Here is a 20761-nt window from a genome sequence, read left to right on the forward strand (position 1 = left end):
GTCCGTGCCCGCTCCCGGCGGAGGTCGCCGTGCCCGTCCCCACCTTCGTGCTCAGCGCGGCGGAGTTCGCGGTCCTGCGGGAGCATCTCGGGCTCGGTGCCGCACCCGCCGCGCTGCGCCTGCCGCCGGCCGGCCGGACCCGGGCCGAGCGGGTCCGGATCGTGGCCCACGGGCCGGGCGGGCTGGACGGGCTGCGTGGCCGCGGCCTGGCCGGCCCGGCGGGTGCGGACCCCGTCCTGGTGCGGCAGCTCGTGCTGCTGCACCGCCCGGAACGGCAGCTGGAGGTCCGGGGCTGGTTCGGGGCGCCGCTGCGGGCGGTCGCCGCCGAACGCGACGGCGACGGGGTCCTCGCCGTGCACACCGGCGGCACGGTGACGGTCAGGCCCGCGGGGGCGCCGGCGCACGCGGCGGTGTCGGCGCTGCCGCCGGTCGCGGCCGGGCCGCTGCTCCGCGTGCCGGCCACGGCTCCCGCGCTCCCCGGCGACCGTGCTGCACCCGTCGGCCCGCTCGGCGTGCCGGTCACGGCCCCGGCGGGTCGCGGTGACGCGGACGTCGTCGCCGCGGTGCTCCGCGGACCGACCCACCGGGCCCGGGTGTGCGCCGTCCGGTACGACCGCTGGGGCAGCCCTGCCCGGCTGCCGGGGCACGTCGCCGTCGTCGACACCCCGGACGGCCGCTACCTGCTCACCGGCGGCCCCGGTCGGGCGAGCCTCGCCCCGGCCGACCGGGACACGCTGGCGGGACTGCTGACGGACCTGCTCAGGCCAGGTCGGAGTGCTGCATCAGCTGACGACCCGCCTCGGTGATCGATCCCGACAGCGAGGGGTAGACCGAGAAGGTGTGCGCGAGGTCGTCGACGCTGAGCCCGTTCTGGACGGCGAGCGCGATCGGCAGGATCAGCTCGCTGGCCACCGGCGCCACCACCACGCCGCCGACGACCGTGCCGGACGCCGGCCGGCAGAACAGCTTGACGAAACCGCGCCGCAGCCCGCGCATCTTGGCCCGCGCGTTGGTCGACAGCGGGAGCATGACCGTGCGGGCCGGGACCTCGCCGGAGTCGATCACCTGCTGGCTGATGCCGACCGTCGCGATCTCCGGGCGGGTGAAGACGTTCGCCGCGACCGTGCGCAGCCGGATCGGGGCGACGCCCTCGCCGAGGGCGTGCCACATCGCGATCCGGCCCTGCATCGCCGCGACCGAGGCGAGCATCAGGACCCCGGTGCAGTCGCCGGCGGCGTAGACGCCCGGCTCGGACGTCCGGGACACCCGGTCGACCGTGATGAACCCGCCCCGGTCGGTCTCGATCCCGGCCTTGTCCAGGCCCAGGTCACCGGTGTTGGGCACCGAGCCGACCGTCATCAGCGCGTGCGAGCCGGACACGGTGCGGCCGTCGGTCAGCGTCACCAGGACGCCGTCGCCGGTGTTCTCGACCTTCTCGGCGCGGGCGTTGGGCAGGATCTCCACGCCGCGCTCGGCGAAGACCTCCTCCAGCACGGCGGCCGCGTCGGCGTCCTCGTGCGGCAGCACCCGGTCCCGGCTCGAGACGAGGGTCACCCGGCAGCCCAGCTCGACGTAGGCGGAGCAGAACTCGGCCCCGGTCACCCCGGACCCGATGACGATCAGGTGCTCGGGCAGCTCCTCCAGGTCGTAGAGCTGGCGCCAGTCCAGGATCCGGTCGCCGTCCGGGCGGGCGGACTCGAGCACCCGCGGGGTGGCGCCGGTGGCGACCAGCACGACGTCGGCGAGGATCGACTCGCCGGAGCCGTCGGCGTGGGTGACGGCGATCTCGTGCGCGGCCCGGGACTCCGCGGGCCCGGTGAACTGGGCGGTCCCGGACACGATCCGGACACCCTCGTTCTCCAGCTGCGCGCGGACGTCGGCGGACTGGGCGAGGGCGAGGGACTTGACGCGCTCGTTGACCGCCGGGAGATCGACGGCCGCGTTCCCGCGGTCGACGAGCACACCCAGGTCCTCGGCGCGGTGCAGGTCGACACGGACCGCGGCGGACGAGATGAACGTCTTCGACGGGACGCAGTCGGAGACGACACAGGCGCCGCCCATCCCGTCGCGCTCGACGACGGTCACCTCGCTGCCGTGCTGGGCGGCGACGAGCGCAGCCTCGTACCCGGCCGGTCCGCCGCCCATGATGACGATGCGGGTCACGGGACGTCTCCCCCTGTGGATGTCGGTGGTGGGGCCGGTGAGCGGCCTCGCCCACCGACGTCGGCTCCGAGCACAGTACGCGTGTCCGATTCCTCGGGGCGGCCGGGTCGAGGCGCTGGATCGGGGCCGATTACCCTGCTCGCGTGCCGCTGTATGCCGCGTACGGGTCGAACATGGACCCCGAGCAGATGAAAGAGCGCGCCCCGCACTCGCCGATGGCCGGGACCGGGTGGCTCCAGGGCTGGCGGCTGACGTTCGGCGGTGAGGACTACACCTGGGAGGGCGCGCTCTCCACCGTGGTGGAGGAGCCGGGTTCGCAGGTCTTCGTCGTGCTCTACGACGTCCCCGAGCACGACGAGAAGGTGCTCGACCGCTGGGAGGGCAGCGAGCTCGGGATGCACAAGAAGCTGCGCCTGCGGGTGGCCACCCTGGACGGCAGCGTGCTCGCCTTCGTCTACGTGCTGAACGCCTACGAGGGCGGCGAGCCGTCGGCCCGCTACCTCGGGGTGCTCGCCGACGCCGCCGAGACCGCGGGCGCGCCCGCCGACTACGTCAACGACCTGCGCAGCCGGCCGAGCCGCAAGTCCTCCCCCGGCGGCTGAACCGCCGCCGCGGCGCCGGCGCCCGGACGAGCCCGGGCCGGGCGAGCCGGGCCGCACGCCGTGGTCCGGGCGCCGCCCGGTCAGGACGCCGTGGCCAGGGCCGCCAGGGCCGCGTGCACCAGCACCCGGGTGCCGAACGGCAGCGCCCGCTCGTCCAGGTCGAACGTGGGCTGGTGGATGTCGCGCTTCGGGCCGCTGCCCGGCCACACACCCAGCCGGGCCATCGCGCCCGGCGCCTGCTCCAGGTACCAGGCGAAGTCCTCGCCACCGGAGGACTGCTCGGTGCCGGTGTCGGCCGCGTCCCCGCCGACGGTCACGGCCGCGTCGCGCAGCAGGCCGGTGGAGACGTCGTCGTTGACCACCGGCGGGACACCGCGGACGTGGTCGAGCACGTAGCCGACGCCGGTCGGGGCCAGCACGGAGGCGACCAGCGCGCGGACCGTGTCCTCGAGTTCGGTCCAGGTGGCGTGGTCGGCGGTACGCAGCGTGCCGCGCAGCAGCCCGGACTGCGGGATGGCGTTGGCGGCGTCGCCGGCGTGCACGGCGCCCCAGGTCAGCACGGTGCCCGAGCGCGGGTCGACGTGCCGGGTCAGCAGCAGCGGGACCTGGGTGGTGAGCAGCCCGAGCGCCTGGACCAGGTCCGCGGTCAGGTGCGGGCGGGACGTGTGCCCGCCGGGCGAGGTCAGCCGGATCTCGAGCAGGTCGCAGGCCGACGTGATCGGCCCGACCCGGGTGCCGAGCCGCCCGACCTCCAGGCGCGGGTCGCAGTGCAGCGCGAAGATCCGCTGCACGCCTTCCATGACCCCCTGCTCGACGACGTCGAGCGCCCCGCCGGGCTGGACCTCCTCGGCCGGCTGGAACACCAGCCGGACCCGGCCGGGCAGCGACGGCGCCGCGTTCAGCGCCAGCGCTGCACCGAGCAGCATCGCGGTGTGGGCGTCGTGCCCGCAGGCGTGCATCACGCCGGGGGTCGTGGAGGCGAACCCCAGCCCGCTCTGCTCCTGCAGGGGCAGGGCGTCCATGTCGGCGCGGAGCGCCACCAGCGGTTCGCCGTGGCCGACGTCGCACACGACGCCGGTGCCCCCGGACAGCGTGCGCGGCTCGAGGCCGGCGCGCAGCAGCGTCTCCGACACCCGGGCCGTGGTCAGGTGCTCCTGGCGGGCCAGCTCGGGCTGCGCGTGGATCGCCCGGCGCCAGCCCACGATGTCGCCCGTGTGCGCCCGCATCCACGATTCCAGCCAGGCCGGACCCGTGCCGGCGCCGAGGTCGTCGACGGCGATGTCGACGGTCTCGGGGAGCTCGGTGCGGGTCTGCAGCGCAGTCACCTTGTCCTCCTCGTCCGGTGAACGTCCGGGCCCGGCGCTGCGGTCCGCTGCCGGCCGCCGTCGGCGGCAGCTGTCACGGATACCGTTCCATCGCGCCCGTCTGAGAGGAATGGTCCTCACCCGTCCGGCGGTGTTCCAGTCGAAAGCGGCCGTTCCGGGATCGAGGCGGCGAGGGGTCGGCGAGCTGCTGCCAGCGGGTTCGTCACGCATGACGAGCGGGCGGGCGGAGGCACGACGAGCGGGCGTTACGGCCGTTCACCGCCGGTTCGCACCACCGTCGCGTCCGCGTCGTCACCGCGCCGTGATCCGGGGTCGCCCGTCGGACGGCGGCGCCCGCCGGGCGTCCGGCCCCACCGGCGCCGTCACGCATCGTGATCGGCCGGCACGCGGAGTGACATACCGTGTCCGAGCAGATCCGCCGGGGCACGATGGGACAATCACGGCGTGTCCGTTCCCGAGGGCGAGGTCCAGCGCCGTCAGATCGCCGGGCGGTACCGCGTCGACGGCCCGCTCGGCAGCGGCGCGATGGGCACCGTGTGGTCCGGCTTCGACGACGTCCTGCAGCGGCGGGTCGCGCTCAAGGAGCTGAAGATCCCGGACGGGATCCCGGACGGGGAGAAGCTCGAGCTCCGCGAGCGGATCATGCGCGAGGCCCGGGCCCTGGCCGGGCTGTCGCACCCGAACGTCGTCACCGTGTTCGACGTCCTGGACTCCGGGGGCGACGAACCGCTGGTGATCATGGAGCTGGTGCCGTCGCGGAACCTGGCCGCGGCGATCTCGGAGCTCGGCCGGCTGGACGTCGCGCAGGCGGGGGTGGTCGGGTTCGGCACCGCGGCGGCGCTGCGCGCGGCGCACCGGGCCGGGATCACGCACCGGGACGTCAAGCCCGGCAACGTGCTGATCTCCGACGACGGCCGGATCAAGCTCACCGACTTCGGTATCGCCCGCAACGAGTCCGACGCGCCGATGACCTCGGCCGGGCTGGTGCTGGGCTCGCCCGCCTACATCGCGCCCGAGGTCGCGGCCGGCCAGCCGGTGACCCCGGCCGCGGACCTGTGGGGGCTGGGCGCCACGCTGTTCGCCGCCGTCGAGGGCCGGCCGCCCTACGACGTCGACGGCGACCCGGTGAAGACGATCACCGAGGTCGTCGACGGCCCGGTCCCGGTCCCGAGCGTGACCGGCCCGCTCGCCGAGGTGATCGGCGGGCTGATGGTCAAGGAGCCGTCCGGGCGCATGACACTCGACGAGGTCCGGGCCCGGCTGCGCCCGCTGCTCGCCGACCCGGACGACCCGATCTTCCCCGGGTCCCCGGACGTCCCGACGATTATGGCCCGGGTGCCGGCACCGACCGCGGCCTCGGGCCCGCAGGCATCGCGTGCGCCGGGCACCGGGGCCCACGCCCCCGGCGCCCGCGCGCGGGCCGGGGCGCCGCTCGCCGCCGATCCCGGCCCGGTCCCGGCCGCGCCGGCGCCGCGGTCACCGGAACCGGCCCGGGCCGCCCCGCCGCGGCCCGCGCCCGCCCGGCCGCAGGCCACCCGGGCCGCGGCCCGGCCGGGTGGCGTCGCCGGGGTGCTCGGCGGGATCCCGCTGGTCCTCGCGGGCGTGCTGCTCGTGCTGGTGGGCGCGCTGGCCGGGTTCGCGGGCGTCCGCGCCCTGGCCGGGCAGGAGCCGCTGAGCACGGTCACGGTCGCCACCGAGCGCACCCCGCGGATCGCCCACCCGGACCCGCTCGGGTTCTCGGTCGCCGTCCCGCAGGACTGGACGCAGTACCGCTCGCCCGCCCGGGACGGGTCGGCGGTGGTCCGGTTCGTCAGCCCGGACGGCCGGCAGGAGCTGTCGGTGCAGGCGGCGGCCTCGCTGCCCGCGGTCACCGATGCGCTGACCCCGGAGGCGCTCGGGGTCGACGCCGTCGACGCCGGCCCGGTGCGCACGCTGCCGGACGGCACCAGCCAGGTGGAGATGACCACGACCAGCGGCCCGCACGAGCGCCGCATCCTCATGCGGGTCATCCCGGGCCGGAGCCCGGACGGCGTCTGGGTGCTGCAGCTGGCGTCCCCGGCCGGCCGGGCCGAGGGCGCCGCGGACGGCCTGTTCGACGCGATCGCGACCGGCTTCCGGAGCACCGCGGGCTGACCCGGCGGGCCCGTGGCGGGGGCCGTTTAGGCTGGCGCGCATGTCCGTCCGCACGACGACCGCCGCGGCCGACGCCGCTGCCGAGCTCGCCCGCCGCACCGGCGCCGCCACCCACGACGTCGCGGTGGTGCTCGGGTCCGGCTGGCGCCCCGCCGCCGACGTCCTCGGCGCGGAGGACACCGGGGACGCAAGGGACACCGGGGCCGTCGAGATCCCGATGACCGAGCTGCCGGGGTTCGTGCCGCCGTCCGCCGTCGGGCACGGCGGCACGGTCCGCTCGCTGACCGTCGGCGGGACGCGGGTGCTGGTACTGCTGGGCCGCACCCACCTCTACGAGGGGCACGGCGTCGACCCGGTCGTGCACGGGGTCCGGACGGCGGCCGCAGCGGGGGCCCGCGCGGTCGTCCTCACCAACGCCGCGGGCGGGATCACCGAGGGCCTGTCGGTCGGGCAGCCGGTCCTGATCGCCGACCACCTGAACCTGCTGGCCCGCTCGCCGCTGGTCGGTCCGCGGTTCGTCGACCTCACCGAGGCCTACTCCCCCCGGCTGCGGGCGGTGGCCCGGGAGCTGGACCCGTCGCTGGTCGAGGGGGTCTACGCCGGGCTGCCGGGCCCGCACTTCGAGACGCCCGCCGAGATCCGGATGCTGCGCGGGCTCGGCGCGGACCTGGTCGGCATGTCGACGGTGCTGGAGACGATCGCCGCCCGGGCCGAGGGGCTCGAGGTCGCGGGGATCTCGCTGGTCACGAACCTGGCCGCGGGCCTGTCCGGGCAGCCGCTGAGCCACCAGGAGGTCCTCGAGGCCGGGCAGGCGGCCGCGACCCGGATGGGAACCCTGCTGCGCGACCTGATCGGCCGGATCTGAGCAGCGTGCTCACTCCTGCCCTGCGCGACGCGGCGGCCCGCTGGATCGCCGACGACCCGGACCCGGCCACCCGCACCGAGCTGCAGCGGGTCCTAGCGGCGGCGCTGGCCGGGGGCCCGGACGGCTCCGCGGCCGCCGCCGACCTGGCCGACCGGATGTCCGGGCCGCTGCGGTTCGGCACCGCGGGCCTGCGGGGCCCGGTGCGGGCGGGGCCGTCCGGGATGAACGTCGCCGTGGTCACCCGGGCGACGGCCGGGCTGGCGGCCTGGCTGCGGGCCGGCGGGCACACCGGCACCGTCGTGGTGGGCCGCGACGCCCGGCACGGCTCGGCCGCGTTCGCCGAGACCGCCGCCCGGGTCCTCGCCGGGGCCGGGTTCGCCGTCGCCCTGCTCGACGGCCCGGTGCCGACGCCGCTGGTCGCGTTCGCGGTCCGGCACATCGGCGCCGACGCCGGGATCGCGGTGACCGCGTCGCACAACCCGCCCGCCGACAACGGCTACAAGGTGTACGTGTCCGACGGGGCGCAGATCGTCCCGCCCGACGACGCCGGCATCGAGGCCGCGATCACCGCCGCCCCGGCCGCGGTGGCGGTCCCGCTCGGCGCGCTCCCGGACCCGGTCGAGGTCACCGGGGCCTACCTCGACCGGGTCGCCACGCTCCCGCGCCACCCGGCCGGCCCGGCGATCCGGGTCGCCCTCACCCCGATGCACGGCGTCGGCGGCGCCCTCGCCACGGCGGCGCTGGCCCGGGCCGGGGTGCACGACGTCCACCTGGTCGGCTCCCAGGCCCGGCCGGACCCGGACTTCCCGACGGTCGCCTTCCCGAACCCCGAGGAGCCGGGTGCGACCGACGCGCTGCTGGAGCTGGCGGCGTCGGCAGGAGCGGACCTGGCGATCGCGCTGGACCCGGACGCGGACCGGTGCGCGATCGGGGTGCCGTGGCCGGACGGGTCCTGGCGGATGCTCTCCGGCGACGAGACCGGTGTCCTCCTCGGGCACTTCGTGCTCGTGAGTGGAAAGCAGGGCCAGGGCCCTGCTTTCCACTCACGACCGCTGGTCGCCACCACCGTCGTCTCCTCGTCGATGCTGGCGAAGGTCGCCGCGGCGCACGGGGCCCGGTTCGCCGAGACGCTGACCGGCTTCAAGTGGATCGTCCGGGCCGGGGACGGCCTGGTGTTCGGCTACGAGGAGGCGATCGGCCTCTGCGTCGACCCGGACGGCGTGCGGGACAAGGACGGGGTCTCCGCCGCGGTCGTCGCCGCGGACCTCGTGCGCGGGCTGGCCGCGGCCGGGTCGTCGGTGCCGCAGCGGCTCGACGAGCTGGCCGCCGAGTTCGGCGTGCACCTCACCGAGCCGATCTCGATCCGGATGGACCCCACCGACCGGGACGCGGCCGTGCAGCGGCTGCGGGACGCCCCGCCGTCCGGCTGGGCGGCCGACCGGCCCGCGGCGGACGTGCTGCGGCTGCGCCGCCCCGGCGTCCGGGTGGTGATCCGGCCGTCCGGGACCGAGCCGAAGCTGAAGACCTACCTGGAGGTCGTCGAGGAGCCGGCCGGCGACGTCGCGGCGGTGCCGGCGTCCCGCGAGCGGGCCCGGGACCGGCTCGCCGCGCTGCGCGCCGAGGTGGACGGGATGCTGGGGACATGAGCGAGCGTGCCAGCGAACCGTCGCGCCGGGCCAGGCTGCTGATCGTGCACCACACGCCGTCCCCGTCGACGGCCGAGCTGCTCGCCGAGGTGCAGGCGGGCGCGGCCGACCCGGAGATCACCGGGGTGGAGACGGTGTCCCGGGCGGCGCTGGCCGCGACCGCGTCCGACCTGCTGGCCGCCGACGCCGTCGTGCTGGGCACCCCGGCGAACATCGGCTACATGTCCGGGGCCCTGAAGCATTTCTTCGACCAGGTGTACTACGTCTGCGGCGACGACACCCGCGGCCTGCCGTACGGGCTGTGGGTGCACGGCGGGTCGGACACCTCCGGCGCGACCCGCGCGGTCACCACGATCGTCGAGGGCATGGGCTGGACCGCGGCCGCGGCCCCGGTCGAGGTCACCGGCGCCCCGGACCAGCGGGCCCGCGCGGCCTGCCGGGAGCTGGGCGGGGTGCTGGCGGCGACCGTCATGCCGGAGGACTAGCGCGAAACCTGCGGAGCGCGCATCTGCACCCAGCGCGGAGCCTGCGGAGCGCGCATGTCGTACCGACCGTCAGGCCGGAGGACCGAGCGCCCCGGAGGCACGCCTGCGGTCGGTCCGGGCGGCGAGCCAGTCCTCGATCCGCTCGGCCCACATCCCGGCGATCACCCGGTAGGCGGCCGGGGCGGCGTGCAGGCCGTCCGCGGTGCGGGTGGCCGGGAACAGCCGGCCGACGTCGACGTACTCCACCGAGTGCCCGGCCGCCCGATGCTTCGCCGCCACGCCGGGCAGGTAGCGCGCCAGCAGCGCCCGCTCGACCCGCTTCGTCGGCATCGGCGCCCACACCCCCGCCATGATCACATGAGTGCGTGGGGCCGCGGTGAAGATCCGGTCCAGCATCTGGTCCAGGTGGCCCGCGGTGGCCCGGGCGGACACCCCGGCGAGCAGGTCGTTGGTCCCGGCGTGCAGCAGGACGACGTCCGGTTCGGCGGCCAGCACCCAGCCGCCGGTCAGCGGGACCATCCGGGCCGCCGTCCAGCCCGACCGTCCCTCGTGGTCGGTGTCGGGCAGCACGTCCGGGCCGGACGACCGGCTGCCGACGTACTCGATCCGCACGCCGTCCGCCGCCAGGCGTTCCCACAGCGGCAGCCGGTACCCCGCCGTGGCGAGGCTGCCGACTCCCACCGTCGAGGACGCGCCGAGCGGCAGCACCCGCAGCGTCCCGGGCGGATGCAGCGCGGGCGTCTCGGTCTCGTCCGGCCGGTCCGCCGCCGGCACCAGGGCGACGGCGGCGGCCAGCAGCGCCGTGACGGTCCCGCACAGCAGGCGGCGCCAGGTCCGGCGGGTCTCGCCGGCCGGGCGGTGCCGGGCCCGGTGGCTGCCCGGGCGGGCGCGCGACGCACCGGCCACCGGCGGCCGGTCCGGGCCGGGAGGAGGCACCGGTCGTCAGACCGAGCCGAACTGGCGGTCCCCGGCGTCGCCGAGGCCCGGGACGATGAAGGCCGAGTCGTTGAGCCGCTCGTCGATGCTGGTGGTCACCATGCGGATCGGCAGCCCCGACTCCTTGAGCCGCTGCAGCCCCTCCGGTGCGGCGAGCGCGCAGATCGCGGTGACGTCGTCGGCGCCGCGACGGGTGAGGAGCCCGACGGTGTGCACCATGGACCCGCCGGTGGCGAGCATCGGGTCGAGCACGAACACCGGCCGCCCGACCAGCGACTCGGGCAGCGACTCCATGTAGGGCACCGGCTCGTGGGTCGTCTCGTCCCGGGCCATCCCGACGAAGCCCATCTGCGCCTCGGGGACGAAGTTCAGCGCGGCCTCGGCCATCCCGAGGCCGGCCCGCAGGACCGGGACGAGCACCGGCGGCGCCGCCATCCGGTGGCCGACGGTCCGCGAGACCGGGGTGTGGATCGGGTGCTCGGCCAGCGGCGCCGAGCGGGTCGCCTCGTAGATCAGCATCAGCGTGAGCTCCCGCAGCGCCGCCCGGAAGGTGGCGTTGTCGGTGCGTGCGTCCCGCATGGTGCTGAGCCGCGCCAGGGCCAGCGGGTGGTCGACGACGATCGTGTCCACGGACCGACAGCCTACGGACGTGCGGCCGCCCTGGGAGCCCCCGACGGCCGGTGGCGTGCACGACCGGTGACGGCCGTCGGACACGCCGGAGTGATGCCGACCCGTGACCGGACGGCCATCCCCCGTCCACCCGCTGCGCGGACACCGACGCGTGTCGGCGTTCACGCAGCGTAGGGTTTCTCGCCCACCTGACGAGTGATGTCCCGACACCCCGCGGAGCACTCCCGGCCCACCCGGGTGAGGCCCCGGGCGCCCCCGCGGACCTTGCGTGACGAGCCGCCCCCGATCGGTCACACGATCACGACGCGTGCCGCTCCCGGCCCGCCCGACTCGCCTCTTCGCGTGAACCACGGCGACAGGCGTCGCAATCGGCACGCGCGGTCGCCGATCACGGGATTCACCTGACCCGAACGGGTGGTATGGCCGAAACGGTGTCACACCGGGGCCGCCGCCGACGCTGTACTAGATGACGAGGAGGTGATCCGATGCCGGAGAACACGACTTCCGAGGAGCAGACGTTGATCGCTGCTGCGGAGAAGCTCACGCAGTGCGACGGCTACGTCGTTCTTGCGGTGGACCCGCAGACCGGGGAGGTGGACGCCCACGGCCCGTTCGACGGGATGACGGCCACGGTCAAGGCCGACCAGCTGCGGCGTGACTTCGACCGCGGGGGGCTCGAGGACGTCTCCATCGGCGTGGTCCGCCTGCACAGCCAGGCCTGACCCGCCGGGGGTTCCCCGAGACCCCTGATGTCCCCGACGCGACGATAGGGTCGCCGGCGTGGCAAGCGACATCGTCCCGATCCGGCTCGCTCTCACGCGGGGCGACGTGGTCACCCTGTGGGCTCCCCCGTGGCGGGAGGACGGCGAGGAATGGGAGGCCTTCCTCGGCGATGACGAGCACGTGTTCGTCTTCGACGAGGTGGCGGGCCTCGCCGCGTACGTCCGTACCGCGACCGGTCACGACCTGGAGGATCACCCCGCGTGGTCCGCGGTCCCCGCGCTCTCCGTGGCGGAGCTGACCCCGGACGACGCGCATCGTCATGATCTGGTCGGCGTGCCGGAGCTCGCGGCGGGCGACCCGGACTCCGGACGGGTGCAGGAGCTGCACGAGACGGTCTCGATCGTCCGGTCGCTGGCCGACGTCTGCGATCTCGCGGACGTGACGGCCGTACTGGACGGCGAGCCCGCGTTCGCCCTGCTCGCCGAGGGGTCGCACGCGTTCGCCGGCCGCGACGGCGCGAAGCGCTGGACGGCGCTGTCCGAGGCGATCGCCCAGCACTGGGACGACGTCGTCGACACGGTCGACGGGCTCGTCACCACCCCCGAGGTCGACGAGGGCGCCCTCGAGAAGGCCCGGGCCGAGGCACCCGCCGCCGACGACGCGGACGACGAGGAGCTGGAGGCCCAGGCCCTCGCCGCGGGCGAGGCCACGGACGCCGGCACCCGGGACACGGACGAGGACACCGACGAGGGCCCGACCGGTTTCTGGGCCGAGGTGGGCATCGACCCGATCCGCATCGTGTCCGGCGACCGCTCGCTGGTGACCCTGCGGTGCTACCTCGACGACAAGCCGGTGTTCCTCGGCTCCGACGGCCGGATCGACGTCTTCGGATCGGAACGGGCGCTCGTGCGGGCGCTGGCCGACCCCGAGCACCCGGCCGTGCAGCGCACCGACCTCGCGGTGGCCGTCACCTTCCCCGAGGTGCTGGAGGCCGCCCGGGTCGGCGAGCTCGAGGCGACCGTCGAGGACATGAACACCTACGTGCTCACCGGCATCGGCACGGACCTGGCCGAGGGTGTGCTCGACCTGGACCCGGTGCAGCTGGACCTCGCCGCCGAGCTGCTGACCGACGTCGGCGAGTGGGCGGGCGACCCGGAGCCCGCCGAGGCACTCGCCGAGTCGAACAGCCTGGGCTGGCTGGTGTCGTTCGTCGTCCGGCCGGACCCGACGCGGATGGCCCCGAGCCCGCCGTTCACCCAGGAGGCGCAGGCCTGGGGCGAGCTGGTCGCCGGCCTGGAGGCCCGGCTGCGGGAACACTAGGCCTGTCGGGCCAGCGCCGCGTACCCCGGCTTGATGACGCCCTCGATCAGGGCCAGGCGCTCGTCGAACCCGATGAACGCCGACTTCATCGCGTTCACCGTGAACCAGCGCAGCGTGTCCCAGCCGTACCCGAACGTCGCGGCCAGGTCGGACAGCTCGCTGGTGAGCGTGCAGCCCGACATGAGCCGGTTGTCGGTGTTCACCGTGACCCGGAACCGTAGCTCGGTGAGCAGGCCGATCGGGTGCTCGGCCAGCGAGCGCGCGGCCCCGGTGTGCACGTTGGAGGTCGGGCACATCTCCAGCGGCACCCGGCTGTCCCGGACGTAGGCGGCCAGCCGCCCGAGCCGGGGCCGCTCGCCGGGCCGCACGTCGATGTCGTCGACGATCCGGACGCCGTGCCCGAGCCGGTCGGCGCCGCACCACTGGATCGCCTCCCAGATCGACGGGAGCCCGAACGCCTCGCCGGCGTGGATCGTGACGTGCGCGTTCTGCTGGCGGACGTACTCGAACGCGTCCAGGTGCCGGGTGGGCGGGAAACCCTTCTCGGCGCCGGCGATGTCGAAACCGACCACCCCCACCGGCGGCGGGCCCGCGGAGCCGGTGTCCAGCGGCAGGCGGTGCCGGACGGAGAGCTCCGCGATCTCCCGGGACCGCGCGGCGTGCCGCATCGCGGTGAGCAGCACGCCGATCCGGATGGACTGCCCGGCCTCGGCGGCCCGGTCGATGCCGAGCCGGAACCCGTCGAGGACGGCGGCGATGACGTCGTCGACGTCCAAGCCCTGCTCCACGTGCAGCTCCGGCGCGAACCGCACCTCGGCGTAGACGACGCCGTCCGCGGCGAGGTCCTCGGCGGCCTCGGCCGCGACCCGGGTGAGCGCCTCGGGGGTCTGCATGACGGCGACGGTGTGGCCGAACGTCTCCAGGTACCGCTCCAGCGAGCCGGAGTGCGCGGCGCCGAGGAACCACGCGGCGAGCTCGCCGGGGTCGGTGGTCGGCAGCTTGCGGTAGCCGGTCTCGCGGGCCAGGTCGATGACCGTCTCGACGCGCAGGCCGCCGTCGAGGTGGTCGTGCAGCAGCACCTTCGGGGCGCGGCGCACGGTGTCAGGGGTGAGGGGCGCGGGGTCCGGACCAGTGGGATCAGCCACACCGGCACGGTAGGGGATCCGCTCCTCGCCCGGCGTGCCGCGCTGCGGGAGCCCGGGGTGCCTGCCATCATCGCCACGATTCGGGTGGTCCCGCGTGCCCCGGACGGCGCAATCCACACCGTCCGTCGACGCTCGATCGGCGGTCGCTACCCTCTGGGCACTCCCCACTTGGCTCAGAGGAAGCGCAGCAGGTGCCATGAGCGACACTTCGAACCTCTCGTTCGACCGGATGCGCGGCATGCTCATGCGGGCGGCCGAGATCCGTGACAGCGAACAGCAGCAGATCTTCGACTCCCTCGACGAGATCCACGCCCGGCTGGCCGCACTGGACGCCATCGGCACCGTGCGCAAGAAGCTCACCGAGATCCCCGACCGGACCGAGCTGAACGTCCTGGCCGAGCGGCTCGACGAGACCGTCACCAAGCTCGACAACCAGGAGATCGTCCTGGGCGCGATCACCCGGGCCATCGAGTCCCTCCCGGACAAGCTGGCGAAGCCGATCGCCCAGCTCGACGGCCGCCTCGACGGCATGGGCGGGCGCCTGGAGGGCGTGTCGGGCCGGATGGACGGCCTCGACGACCGCCTCGGCGGCCTGCACAAGCGGCTCGACGACCTCGACAACCGGCTCGACCGGCACGAGATGCGCCTCGACGCGATGCCGAACGCCGTCGCCTCCCCGATCAAGGAACGCGTCGACGGCGTCGAGCGGCAGGTCAAGGAGCAGCTCGACGCGGCCGTGCACTCGTTCGAGGAGACCGGCGAGGGCCTGCGCAACCTGCTCGGCGACACCTCGGTCGGCCTGCACCGCCGGCTGGAGGAGCTGTCCCAGCGCCCGGCCGTCGACCCGACCCCGGCCTTCGACGCGCTCACCGAGCGGCTCGAGGCGCTGTCGACCCGGCTGGAGGAGGTCGGCTCCCGGCTGGACGCCGTCGAGTCCGGTCTGGACGGCAAGCTGGGTGAGCTCGACGGCTCGGTCAAGGAGCGGATCGGCGAGCTCGATGGCACCGTGTCCGAGAAGCTGACCGGTGTGGACGAGAAGCTCACCGGCTTCGACGAGCGGCTCGACAAGCTCTCCGGCGACGTCGACGGCCGGCTCGACAAGCTCGCCGAGAACGTCGACACCCGGCTCGACAAGCTGTCCGGTGACGTCGACACCCGGCTGTCCAGCCTCGACACGGCGCTGCGGGACCGTCCGGACGCCGGGTCGGTGACCGAGCTGGTGACCCGGGCGAACGCCGAGTCCGAGCGGCGCAACGCCAGCCAGCTGGACGAGGCCATGGCGACCTTCGCCGAGCTGATCATGGGTCGGGGCGGGCAGTACGCCCAGCAGACGCCGCCGCCCCCGCCGCGCCCGGCCCAGCGTCGCAGCCGGCAGAAGGTGTCGGTGAAGAGCCAGAACGGCGCCTCCGCTGCCGACCTCGTCTCCGACGACCCGGACGCCTGACCGGCCCCGCGATCGCGCCTCGTTCGTCCGGAACGGACGCCTCGGCCGGACGGATCGGGCGCCCGCGGTTGAGTTCTGATCGACCGGGTCGGGTGTCCCTCCTCAGGCGGCTGCGGTGGTCCGCCCGGGCGGGAGCAGGGCATCGAGGATGGGTGCCGGGTCGAGCGGGTCGCCGTACCAGGCCGGGGTGAGGGTGGTGCGGTCGATCCGGAGGCCGGCCTGGGTGTTCGACTCGACCATCTGCCCGGCGTCCCCGGTGAGCGGTCGCCCGGTCGCGGGCACCGGCGTGCCGTCCGGGCGATGGAACTCCCATCTCCCGCCCCCGCGATGGCGGATCAGGTAGCCGTGGTCATGGACCAGGCGGTGATGGTGGCTGCACAGCAGGACGAGGTTGCAAGTACCTTCGCAGTGGTTCCTACGGGGTGACGTTGCGGGACATGGCCTTCCACCCGTGAAGGCGGCCCCGGGCGGTGTAGCAGCACCGGCCCCGGGGCCTTGACGGACTCTGGAGGTCCGCCCATGGCCCAGCTTCTCACTCCCGCACCCGCTGACGACCGGCTGATTGCCCTCGATGCCGTCGCCGCCACCCTCGACCTCACGCCCGCGTGGACTCTGCCCGGGCAGGCCGCACGGTGGACCGGCGATGGTGTCGACCTGGTCGCCGACGACGACGCCCGCGGCGGGTACGTCCATGTCCTCCGCGACGACGCCGACGCCACGTTCGGCCCGCACGCCGACCCCGCCGAGATCGCCACTGCGGTCCGCGCGGCCCGGTCCGGCGAGGTGACCGAGGCTGATATCCGCCTGACGGACGTCAGGTCCGGCGGGCGTTGGCACACCGCCTACAACGAGCCGCACAGCGTCCACGGCCGGTGGCAGAGCCCGCCGACGTGCCACGCCTCCCGCGCCGCCGAGGACCGGATCGGCGGGGTGACCGCGCTGGCCGGGCCGGGTGCCGCCTCCCACCGGACGTGGACGCTCGCTCCGTGCGACGGGTCGTGCGAGCGATGAGCGCCGGACGGCACACCGGGCGGCGGGCGTGGATCCTGGCCCGGCTCCCGCTCGGCCGTCTGCGGGTGACCGCGTGCGGGCTCTGCGCGGCCCTGGTCGCCGCCGAGCACACCGACGCGCACGACCGCTACCACCGGGCCGTGGTCGCCGCGCTCAGCGGATCCGACCGGCCCTGCGAACAGCAGGACTGAACGGCCGTTCCCGCACGACCGACGCCCCGGCGCTGATCTCAGCGCCGGGGCGTTCTGGTGATTATTAGTCGTCGCCGGGGCCGTTGTTCGCGCGGCTCGATCGGAGGTCGTCGATCAACGGGTTGAGGACGGCCGCTGCGCGCTCCAGCTCGGGGAGGTTGGCTTCCGCGATCGTGGCGGCGTTCGCGGTGAACCGGTCGTCGCCGTGTAGCTTGCTCAGCCGGTTGCTCACCCGAATCAGATCGCGGTGCAGGGCCAGAAACTGCTGCGGGAGCGGAGAACGCCTCATCGACGTGGGCATGGTCGGCGAGGTGTAGGTCTTGCCATCCAGGCCGGTGATCTCGGCGGGCTGCCGTTCGCCTCGGTGCTCGCGCGGGCTGGGTGCAGTGCTCTCCGGCGAATCAGGTGATCCAGATGGATCACCTGATGCGGACACGTCCCGTTGCACGGTGCCGTAGCCCTGGCCGGTGGCGCTGGCGATGGCGCGGACGGACATGCCGTGCTCGCGCATGGAGGCCACCACTTCGCGGCGCTCCTCGCGTGGGAGCTTGAGTCGCGACGTACCGAACTCGCGGTCGCAGTACTCGTCCCAGCTCAAGTAGCCCAGCGCGGCCCAGGCGCGGGAGACGTGGGCCTGCCTGATCAGTTCCCAAGCGCCCTCGACCGTGATCTTGATTCGGTCGGTGAGCTGCCGCGCTTGCTCGGGGGTGGCCTCGGCATCGTCGGTCGCGATCTCGCGCACGCCGTCAGCCCAACTCTCGCTCGATACCGTCGAGATCCATGCCCTCACCGCGGGCGAACGCCGAGACCGCAGCCTGCCCGCCGCGGGGGCCGACCTTGTTGCCGATCGTGTCGTCGACCAGGACGAAGAGCCCGTAGTCCTCGGCCCGCCGGTCGCGGCGACGGGACTTGACCAGCATCAGGCCTTGCCGCTGCGCGGCCCGCCGCAGCCGGTTCTCCCGGATCTTGTCGTCTCGCCCGATCGAGGGTTGCGATGTACGCGAAGTCATGCTTGGGAAGGTACGGAGAGTGATGCTTTAGTGACTAGTCGCCCATAAGTGCGGCACCACGAGTAGCTCGTGACACGATCAGGTGACCCGATCTCCTATCTGGGACGAATCCGAGAGGCAGAGCGTGCCGGGTCGCCGCGGGCCCGGGGAGGGGGTGGGACCCCGGGGGTCTCGGACCTCTAGGTCGTCGGCCTCGGGTCAGGCCCGTAGGCCCGGGTGCGGGGGCGTGGGCGTCGGGCTCGGGCCAGGCTGCGGCGGGATTTGCACAAGGCGGGGAAGGCGTCCCCCGCCCTCATCTCCGGGGGGATGATTGAAGCGCCGCTGGTGATGGGGACTCTCGGTCCACAGTTCTGATGAGCTGCTCAGGTCCGCCGTAACGGGTAGTGCGCGCTACGCCGATTGGCAGGTCATGACGTACCCCTCTGCTGCCAAGGCTACTGGCCCTGGCCTCGCCATCGCTGCCTGGACTATTGGCTCACTCGCGATCCTTACCACCCTCTACTGGCGGGCAGGTCTCGGGATCATTCCCCTCGTGATGTTGGTGCTCTCGCTCGGATTGACCGTGGCGGCTCGTGCTGCGTCGTCGCCAAGCCGCCATCGCACGGCAGCTGCGGTCACGACGGGGGTCGCCGTCGGGCTGAACGTCCTGTTCATCGTGCTGTCGATCTTGGTTCCGACCAGCTAAGCCTTCATCAGACGGCCGGGCTGTAGGTGATGTGCACGACGGATTCCGGGTGGATGAACCCGAACCCGCCGCGGAGCCTGCTACGGACCGCGACCCGGTCGCTGCTGAAGTAGGGGCTGGCGTCGGCGGTGACCTCGGCGTCGAGGGTGCGCAGGATGGTGAAGATCCGGCGTGCGTCCACGCCCCAGACCTGATCGGCGGGCACGTCCGGGGTGACGATGATCGGACGGCCCTCGGCGATCCTCCGGCTCGGCGCGGCCGGGTCGAGCTGGAGCAGGCCGCGGTTGCTGCCGTCGCCGTCCTTGAGTCCGGCCAGGCGCAGCGCCATCGAGCTACTGCACAGCCAGGCGGTGATGTTGGCGCCGACGTTCTCGGCGGCGGCGGCCGCGCGGGCGAAGGCCTCCAGGTCGACCAGGGCGCCGCCGACGATCTCCTGATAGCCGACCCCGGCCAGCCCGGTCGGGGTGTTGGGCGCGGTGCCATCGCCGACGAACGCGGTGTCGAGCTGGCGGGCGGTGTCGCGGGTCAACCCATCGCCGAGCACCCCGGCGGCGACGTCGTCGGAGTCCTCCAGCAGCTCGGAGCTGACGACGGTCAGCCCGGCTACCTTCGACGGAACCACGACCACCTCGTCCAGCGCGGCATCCGAAACGGGGATTTCGCCACCTTCGGCGACCCAGCCCGCCGAGGGGTCGGCGGTGATCCTGGGGGCTCGCCAGGTCGGGCCCTTGAGCCGGACCACGGTGGCGACGGCCGGGTCGGTGGCAACCGCGCGGGCGATGACCGGCTCGACGAACAGGGCGGAGACCTGCTCCGGCGAGAAGATCGCCGAGCCGTTTCCGGTGGTCATGACCATGTGAACACTCCAGGGTGGACGCGCGCCGATGCTCGCGTGTCGTCTGCTGAGGATTCACGCGGCGGGATCCACCCGTCTCCGCGCGGCCCACCCGGGGCGGCGTGCCGGACCGGCGGGCTGACCTGAGCCGGACGCCGGTCCGTGCACTGTGGAGGCTACCGGGTGCGCAAGGCCTCGGACCAGGACGCGCCCGACGGCCGGGCACCGGAGGGGTAGGAGCCTTGCCCGATACCGGCGCGGACCTCGGCCGACGACGGGGAACGTCGGAGCCCGGGCCGGGCACCGACCAGGGTCGCGGCCGCGGTGCGGATCCGGTCGGGGTCCGGGTGCCCGTCGTCGTCGATCAGGTCGTGCAGCTCGGCCTTGCCGACGTCGAACAGGTCGGAGCCGACCTCCAGGTGCTCGGCGGCGACCCGCTCGGCTTCCCGGCGCTGGAGAGCGGTCACCTGCTCGGCCAGCCGGTCGCGCTCGGCCTCAGCCTCACGGAGCCGTCGCCGGTACCCCGCGGCCTCGGCGTTGCCGGACTCCTCCGTGGCCTCAGTGCCGTTCTCCCGTCCGCCGGTGCCCTCGCCCTCCGGCGGGGCGGTGCGGGCCGCAGCGGCGCTTTCAGGGGCCTCTGAGTGGTCGGTGGCGGTGTTCGGGTCGCGGGTCTCGGTGCTCACGGTGCCTCCTCGGGGGCCGGGTCGAGGGAGATCGGGTTGCCGACCTCGTCCAGAAAGGACCGGCGGATGATGCCGGGGCTCACCCTGGTGACGATGGTGGTGTGCGGGGTGGCCGTGATGCCGAGCGCGGCCAGCAACGCGGCCTCGGTGTCGGTGGTCGCCCGGGGCTCCCACCCGATCGGCCACACGTAGTCGGCATCGGCGACCCGCCGGGCATCCTCGGCGGCCAGCAGCGGGCACCCCTGATCATGGGCGAACCGCAACGGGTCCACCGCCGGGTGCGGGTCGAGCCGTTGACCGCCGCACGCCGGGCAGTGGGCGGTCATCGGTTCACCTCCCGCTCGGCGACATCCGCAGCGTGGATCATGTGCGCGCTCACCGCGCGGGCGGTGGCGACGTCAAACCGGACCGTGCCGTGCTCGGACACGACCTCGGCCGGAATCGCCAGCTCGACCCCGGCGAGGGTGTCGACGCCGTCCGGGCCGATGGCGGTCGTGCCGATCGCGGCCACTCCGATCAGGGAACGGTCACCGGCACCGGTGTGCGGGGCGATGCCCCACATCTCGATCCGGCCCTCGGCATCGGTGGTTCCGTCGTTGGTGCTCATGCGAGGCGGCTCCATTCGCCAGGGGTGATACGGACGGCCACGGCGCGGCCGTCGCGGTTGTGCCGCACCTCAGTGCCGACCTCCACGTCCCACCCGTTGTGGGTGAGCCAGTCCAGCTCGGTCAGATCATCGGGCCGCAGCCGGGACGGCTCGGCGACATAGACCCACTGACTCGGGAGATCCGAGCGGGGCACCCGCCACGGGTCGACCAGCCAGTCCACGCTGGACTCGGGGAACCGGTCGCGAAGCGTGCACAGCGGGCCGGTATCGGTCGGCCAGCCGTGCTCGGCCGGAGTGGCGCTGGTGGTGTCGGTGGTCATGA

24 protein-coding genes are annotated in these 20761 nt (G+C 74.3%); 11 read left to right on the forward strand and 13 right to left on the reverse strand.

Going from position 1 to position 20761, the window contains the following annotated elements:
* Positions 1-29 precede the first annotated feature (29 nt).
* The gene (locus tag H7X46_RS22415) at positions 30-806 is read left to right on the forward strand and encodes an ESX secretion-associated protein EspG (RefSeq protein ID WP_186361277.1); all 777 of its coding nucleotides are present in this window, start codon (positions 30-32) and stop codon (positions 804-806) included.
* Here the strand turns inward: H7X46_RS22415 and H7X46_RS22420 are convergent.
* Positions 760-2163 (reverse strand): NAD(P)H-quinone dehydrogenase, encoded by a 1404-nt coding sequence (locus tag H7X46_RS22420; RefSeq protein WP_186361278.1) that lies wholly within the window; start codon positions 2161-2163, stop codon positions 760-762. The two genes, H7X46_RS22415 and H7X46_RS22420, sit on opposite strands and share 47 nt — an antisense overlap.
* 143 nt (positions 2164-2306) lie before the next feature.
* Here H7X46_RS22420 and H7X46_RS22425 point away from each other — a divergent pair, with 143 nt between their 5' ends.
* Positions 2307-2765 (forward strand): gamma-glutamylcyclotransferase, encoded by a 459-nt coding sequence (locus tag H7X46_RS22425; RefSeq protein ID WP_186361279.1) that lies wholly within the window; start codon positions 2307-2309, stop codon positions 2763-2765.
* 80 nt (positions 2766-2845) lie between these two features.
* On the opposite strand, the gene H7X46_RS22430 is transcribed toward H7X46_RS22425, so the two are convergent.
* A complete protein-coding gene (locus H7X46_RS22430; protein WP_186361280.1) occupies positions 2846-4090 on the reverse strand; it encodes an amidohydrolase in 1245 nt (414 codons plus the stop codon).
* A 444-nt stretch (positions 4091-4534) separates the two neighbouring features.
* On the opposite strand from H7X46_RS22430, the gene H7X46_RS22435 reads away from it, so the two are divergent.
* From H7X46_RS22435 to H7X46_RS22450, 4 genes are read left to right on the forward strand one after another with little or no spacing between them, the layout of a single operon-like run.
* On the forward strand, positions 4535-6223 hold the full coding sequence (locus tag H7X46_RS22435; RefSeq protein WP_370588909.1) for a serine/threonine-protein kinase: 1689 nt from the start codon (positions 4535-4537) through the stop codon (positions 6221-6223).
* Positions 6224-6263: 40 nt separating this feature from the next.
* Positions 6264-7088, forward strand: coding sequence for a purine-nucleoside phosphorylase (locus tag H7X46_RS22440; RefSeq protein ID WP_186361281.1), 825 nt, complete (start codon positions 6264-6266; stop codon positions 7086-7088).
* A complete protein-coding gene (locus H7X46_RS22445; RefSeq protein WP_186362835.1) occupies positions 7085-8734 on the forward strand; it encodes a phospho-sugar mutase in 1650 nt (549 codons plus the stop codon). Before H7X46_RS22440 ends, H7X46_RS22445 begins: the two co-directional genes overlap by 4 nt.
* Positions 8731-9219: a flavodoxin family protein gene (locus tag H7X46_RS22450; protein ID WP_186361282.1), complete on the forward strand. Its 489-nt coding sequence runs from the start codon at positions 8731-8733 to the stop codon at positions 9217-9219. Before H7X46_RS22445 ends, H7X46_RS22450 begins: the two co-directional genes overlap by 4 nt.
* A 69-nt stretch (positions 9220-9288) precedes the next feature.
* Here the strand turns inward: H7X46_RS22450 and H7X46_RS22455 are convergent, their stop codons facing one another.
* Positions 9289-10125 (reverse strand): GDSL-type esterase/lipase family protein, encoded by an 837-nt coding sequence (locus H7X46_RS22455; RefSeq protein WP_186361283.1) that lies wholly within the window; start codon positions 10123-10125, stop codon positions 9289-9291.
* A gap of 36 nt (positions 10126-10161) precedes the next feature.
* Complete coding sequence (gene upp / locus H7X46_RS22460) at positions 10162-10785, reverse strand: uracil phosphoribosyltransferase (RefSeq protein WP_186361284.1); 624 nt, start codon at positions 10783-10785, stop codon at positions 10162-10164.
* A 485-nt stretch (positions 10786-11270) separates the two neighbouring features.
* Here upp and H7X46_RS22465 point away from each other — a divergent pair, with 485 nt between their 5' ends.
* Positions 11271-11507: a hypothetical protein gene (locus tag H7X46_RS22465; RefSeq protein WP_073576391.1), complete on the forward strand. Its 237-nt coding sequence runs from the start codon at positions 11271-11273 to the stop codon at positions 11505-11507.
* A 58-nt stretch (positions 11508-11565) separates the two neighbouring features.
* Positions 11566-12828, forward strand: coding sequence for a primosomal protein (locus H7X46_RS22470; protein ID WP_186361285.1), 1263 nt, complete (start codon positions 11566-11568; stop codon positions 12826-12828).
* Here H7X46_RS22470 and H7X46_RS22475 read toward each other — a convergent pair.
* On the reverse strand, positions 12825-13973 hold the full coding sequence (locus H7X46_RS22475) for an adenosine deaminase (protein ID WP_186361286.1): 1149 nt from the start codon (positions 13971-13973) through the stop codon (positions 12825-12827). The two genes, H7X46_RS22470 and H7X46_RS22475, sit on opposite strands and share 4 nt — an antisense overlap.
* 196 nt (positions 13974-14169) lie before the next feature.
* On the opposite strand from H7X46_RS22475, the gene H7X46_RS22480 reads away from it, so the two are divergent.
* On the forward strand, positions 14170-15417 hold the full coding sequence (locus H7X46_RS22480) for a PA containing protein (protein ID WP_186361287.1): 1248 nt from the start codon (positions 14170-14172) through the stop codon (positions 15415-15417).
* A 102-nt stretch (positions 15418-15519) separates the two neighbouring features.
* On the opposite strand, the gene H7X46_RS22485 is transcribed toward H7X46_RS22480, so the two are convergent.
* Positions 15520-15699: a hypothetical protein gene (locus tag H7X46_RS22485; RefSeq protein ID WP_186361288.1), complete on the reverse strand. Its 180-nt coding sequence runs from the start codon at positions 15697-15699 to the stop codon at positions 15520-15522.
* A 237-nt stretch (positions 15700-15936) separates the two neighbouring features.
* On the opposite strand from H7X46_RS22485, the gene H7X46_RS22490 reads away from it, so the two are divergent.
* Together H7X46_RS22490 and H7X46_RS22495 are read left to right on the forward strand one after the other, a co-directional pair.
* Positions 15937-16428, forward strand: a complete 492-nt coding sequence (locus H7X46_RS22490) for a hypothetical protein (protein ID WP_186361289.1) — start codon at positions 15937-15939, stop codon at positions 16426-16428.
* Positions 16425-16619, forward strand: coding sequence for a hypothetical protein (locus tag H7X46_RS22495; protein WP_186361290.1), 195 nt, complete (start codon positions 16425-16427; stop codon positions 16617-16619). Before H7X46_RS22490 ends, H7X46_RS22495 begins: the two co-directional genes overlap by 4 nt.
* Before the next feature lie 64 nt (positions 16620-16683).
* Here the strand turns inward: H7X46_RS22495 and H7X46_RS22500 are convergent, their stop codons facing one another.
* The 7 genes from H7X46_RS22500 to H7X46_RS22530 all read right to left on the reverse strand — a co-directional run bounded on the left by H7X46_RS22500 (position 16684) and on the right by H7X46_RS22530 (position 20759).
* Positions 16684-17361 carry a hypothetical protein gene (locus tag H7X46_RS22500; RefSeq protein WP_186361291.1) on the reverse strand — a complete coding sequence of 226 codons (678 nt, stop codon included), beginning with the start codon at positions 17359-17361 and terminating at the stop codon, positions 16684-16686.
* A gap of 4 nt (positions 17362-17365) precedes the next feature.
* Complete coding sequence (locus H7X46_RS22505; RefSeq protein WP_186361292.1) at positions 17366-17629, reverse strand: hypothetical protein; 264 nt, start codon at positions 17627-17629, stop codon at positions 17366-17368.
* Between the two features lie 692 nt (positions 17630-18321).
* Positions 18322-19164: a phage major capsid protein gene (locus H7X46_RS22510; RefSeq protein WP_186361293.1), complete on the reverse strand. Its 843-nt coding sequence runs from the start codon at positions 19162-19164 to the stop codon at positions 18322-18324.
* Positions 19165-19325: 161 nt separating this feature from the next.
* Positions 19326-19832, reverse strand: coding sequence for a hypothetical protein (locus H7X46_RS22515; protein ID WP_186361294.1), 507 nt, complete (start codon positions 19830-19832; stop codon positions 19326-19328).
* Entirely contained in the window at positions 19829-20158 is a 330-nt protein-coding gene (locus H7X46_RS22520; protein WP_186361295.1) for a hypothetical protein, read from the reverse strand. Before H7X46_RS22520 ends, H7X46_RS22515 begins: the two co-directional genes overlap by 4 nt.
* Positions 20155-20439, reverse strand: coding sequence for a hypothetical protein (locus H7X46_RS22525; protein WP_186361296.1), 285 nt, complete (start codon positions 20437-20439; stop codon positions 20155-20157). The genes H7X46_RS22520 and H7X46_RS22525 overlap by 4 nt, the downstream gene beginning before the upstream one ends.
* A complete protein-coding gene (locus H7X46_RS22530) occupies positions 20436-20759 on the reverse strand; it encodes a hypothetical protein (RefSeq protein WP_186361297.1) in 324 nt (107 codons plus the stop codon). Before H7X46_RS22530 ends, H7X46_RS22525 begins: the two co-directional genes overlap by 4 nt.
* Between the last annotated feature and the right edge of the window lie 2 nt (positions 20760-20761).

It is taken from the genome of Pseudonocardia sp. C8, assembly GCF_014267175.1.
Lineage (GTDB): Bacteria > Actinomycetota > Actinomycetes > Mycobacteriales > Pseudonocardiaceae > Pseudonocardia.

What these genes read in the sequence shown, in the direction of transcription:
- H7X46_RS22490 (WP_186361289.1), top strand. Translation starts at nt 15,937, where the DNA reads ATGGCCCAGCTTCTCACTCCCGCACCCGCTGACGACCGGCTGATTGCC.
- H7X46_RS22510 (WP_186361293.1), bottom strand. Translation starts at nt 19,164, where the DNA reads ATGACCACCGGAAACGGCTCGGCGATCTTCTCGCCGGAGCAGGTCTCC.
- H7X46_RS22505 (WP_186361292.1), bottom strand. Translation starts at nt 17,629, where the DNA reads ATGACTTCGCGTACATCGCAACCCTCGATCGGGCGAGACGACAAGATC.
- H7X46_RS22465 (WP_073576391.1), top strand. Translation starts at nt 11,271, where the DNA reads ATGCCGGAGAACACGACTTCCGAGGAGCAGACGTTGATCGCTGCTGCG.
- H7X46_RS22495 (WP_186361290.1), top strand. Translation starts at nt 16,425, where the DNA reads ATGAGCGCCGGACGGCACACCGGGCGGCGGGCGTGGATCCTGGCCCGG.
- H7X46_RS22520 (WP_186361295.1), bottom strand. Translation starts at nt 20,158, where the DNA reads ATGACCGCCCACTGCCCGGCGTGCGGCGGTCAACGGCTCGACCCGCAC.
- H7X46_RS22440 (WP_186361281.1), top strand. Translation starts at nt 6,264, where the DNA reads ATGTCCGTCCGCACGACGACCGCCGCGGCCGACGCCGCTGCCGAGCTC.
- H7X46_RS22450 (WP_186361282.1), top strand. Translation starts at nt 8,731, where the DNA reads ATGAGCGAGCGTGCCAGCGAACCGTCGCGCCGGGCCAGGCTGCTGATC.
- H7X46_RS22530 (WP_186361297.1), bottom strand. Translation starts at nt 20,759, where the DNA reads ATGACCACCGACACCACCAGCGCCACTCCGGCCGAGCACGGCTGGCCG.
- H7X46_RS22525 (WP_186361296.1), bottom strand. Translation starts at nt 20,439, where the DNA reads ATGAGCACCAACGACGGAACCACCGATGCCGAGGGCCGGATCGAGATG.
- H7X46_RS22480 (WP_186361287.1), top strand. Translation starts at nt 14,170, where the DNA reads ATGAGCGACACTTCGAACCTCTCGTTCGACCGGATGCGCGGCATGCTC.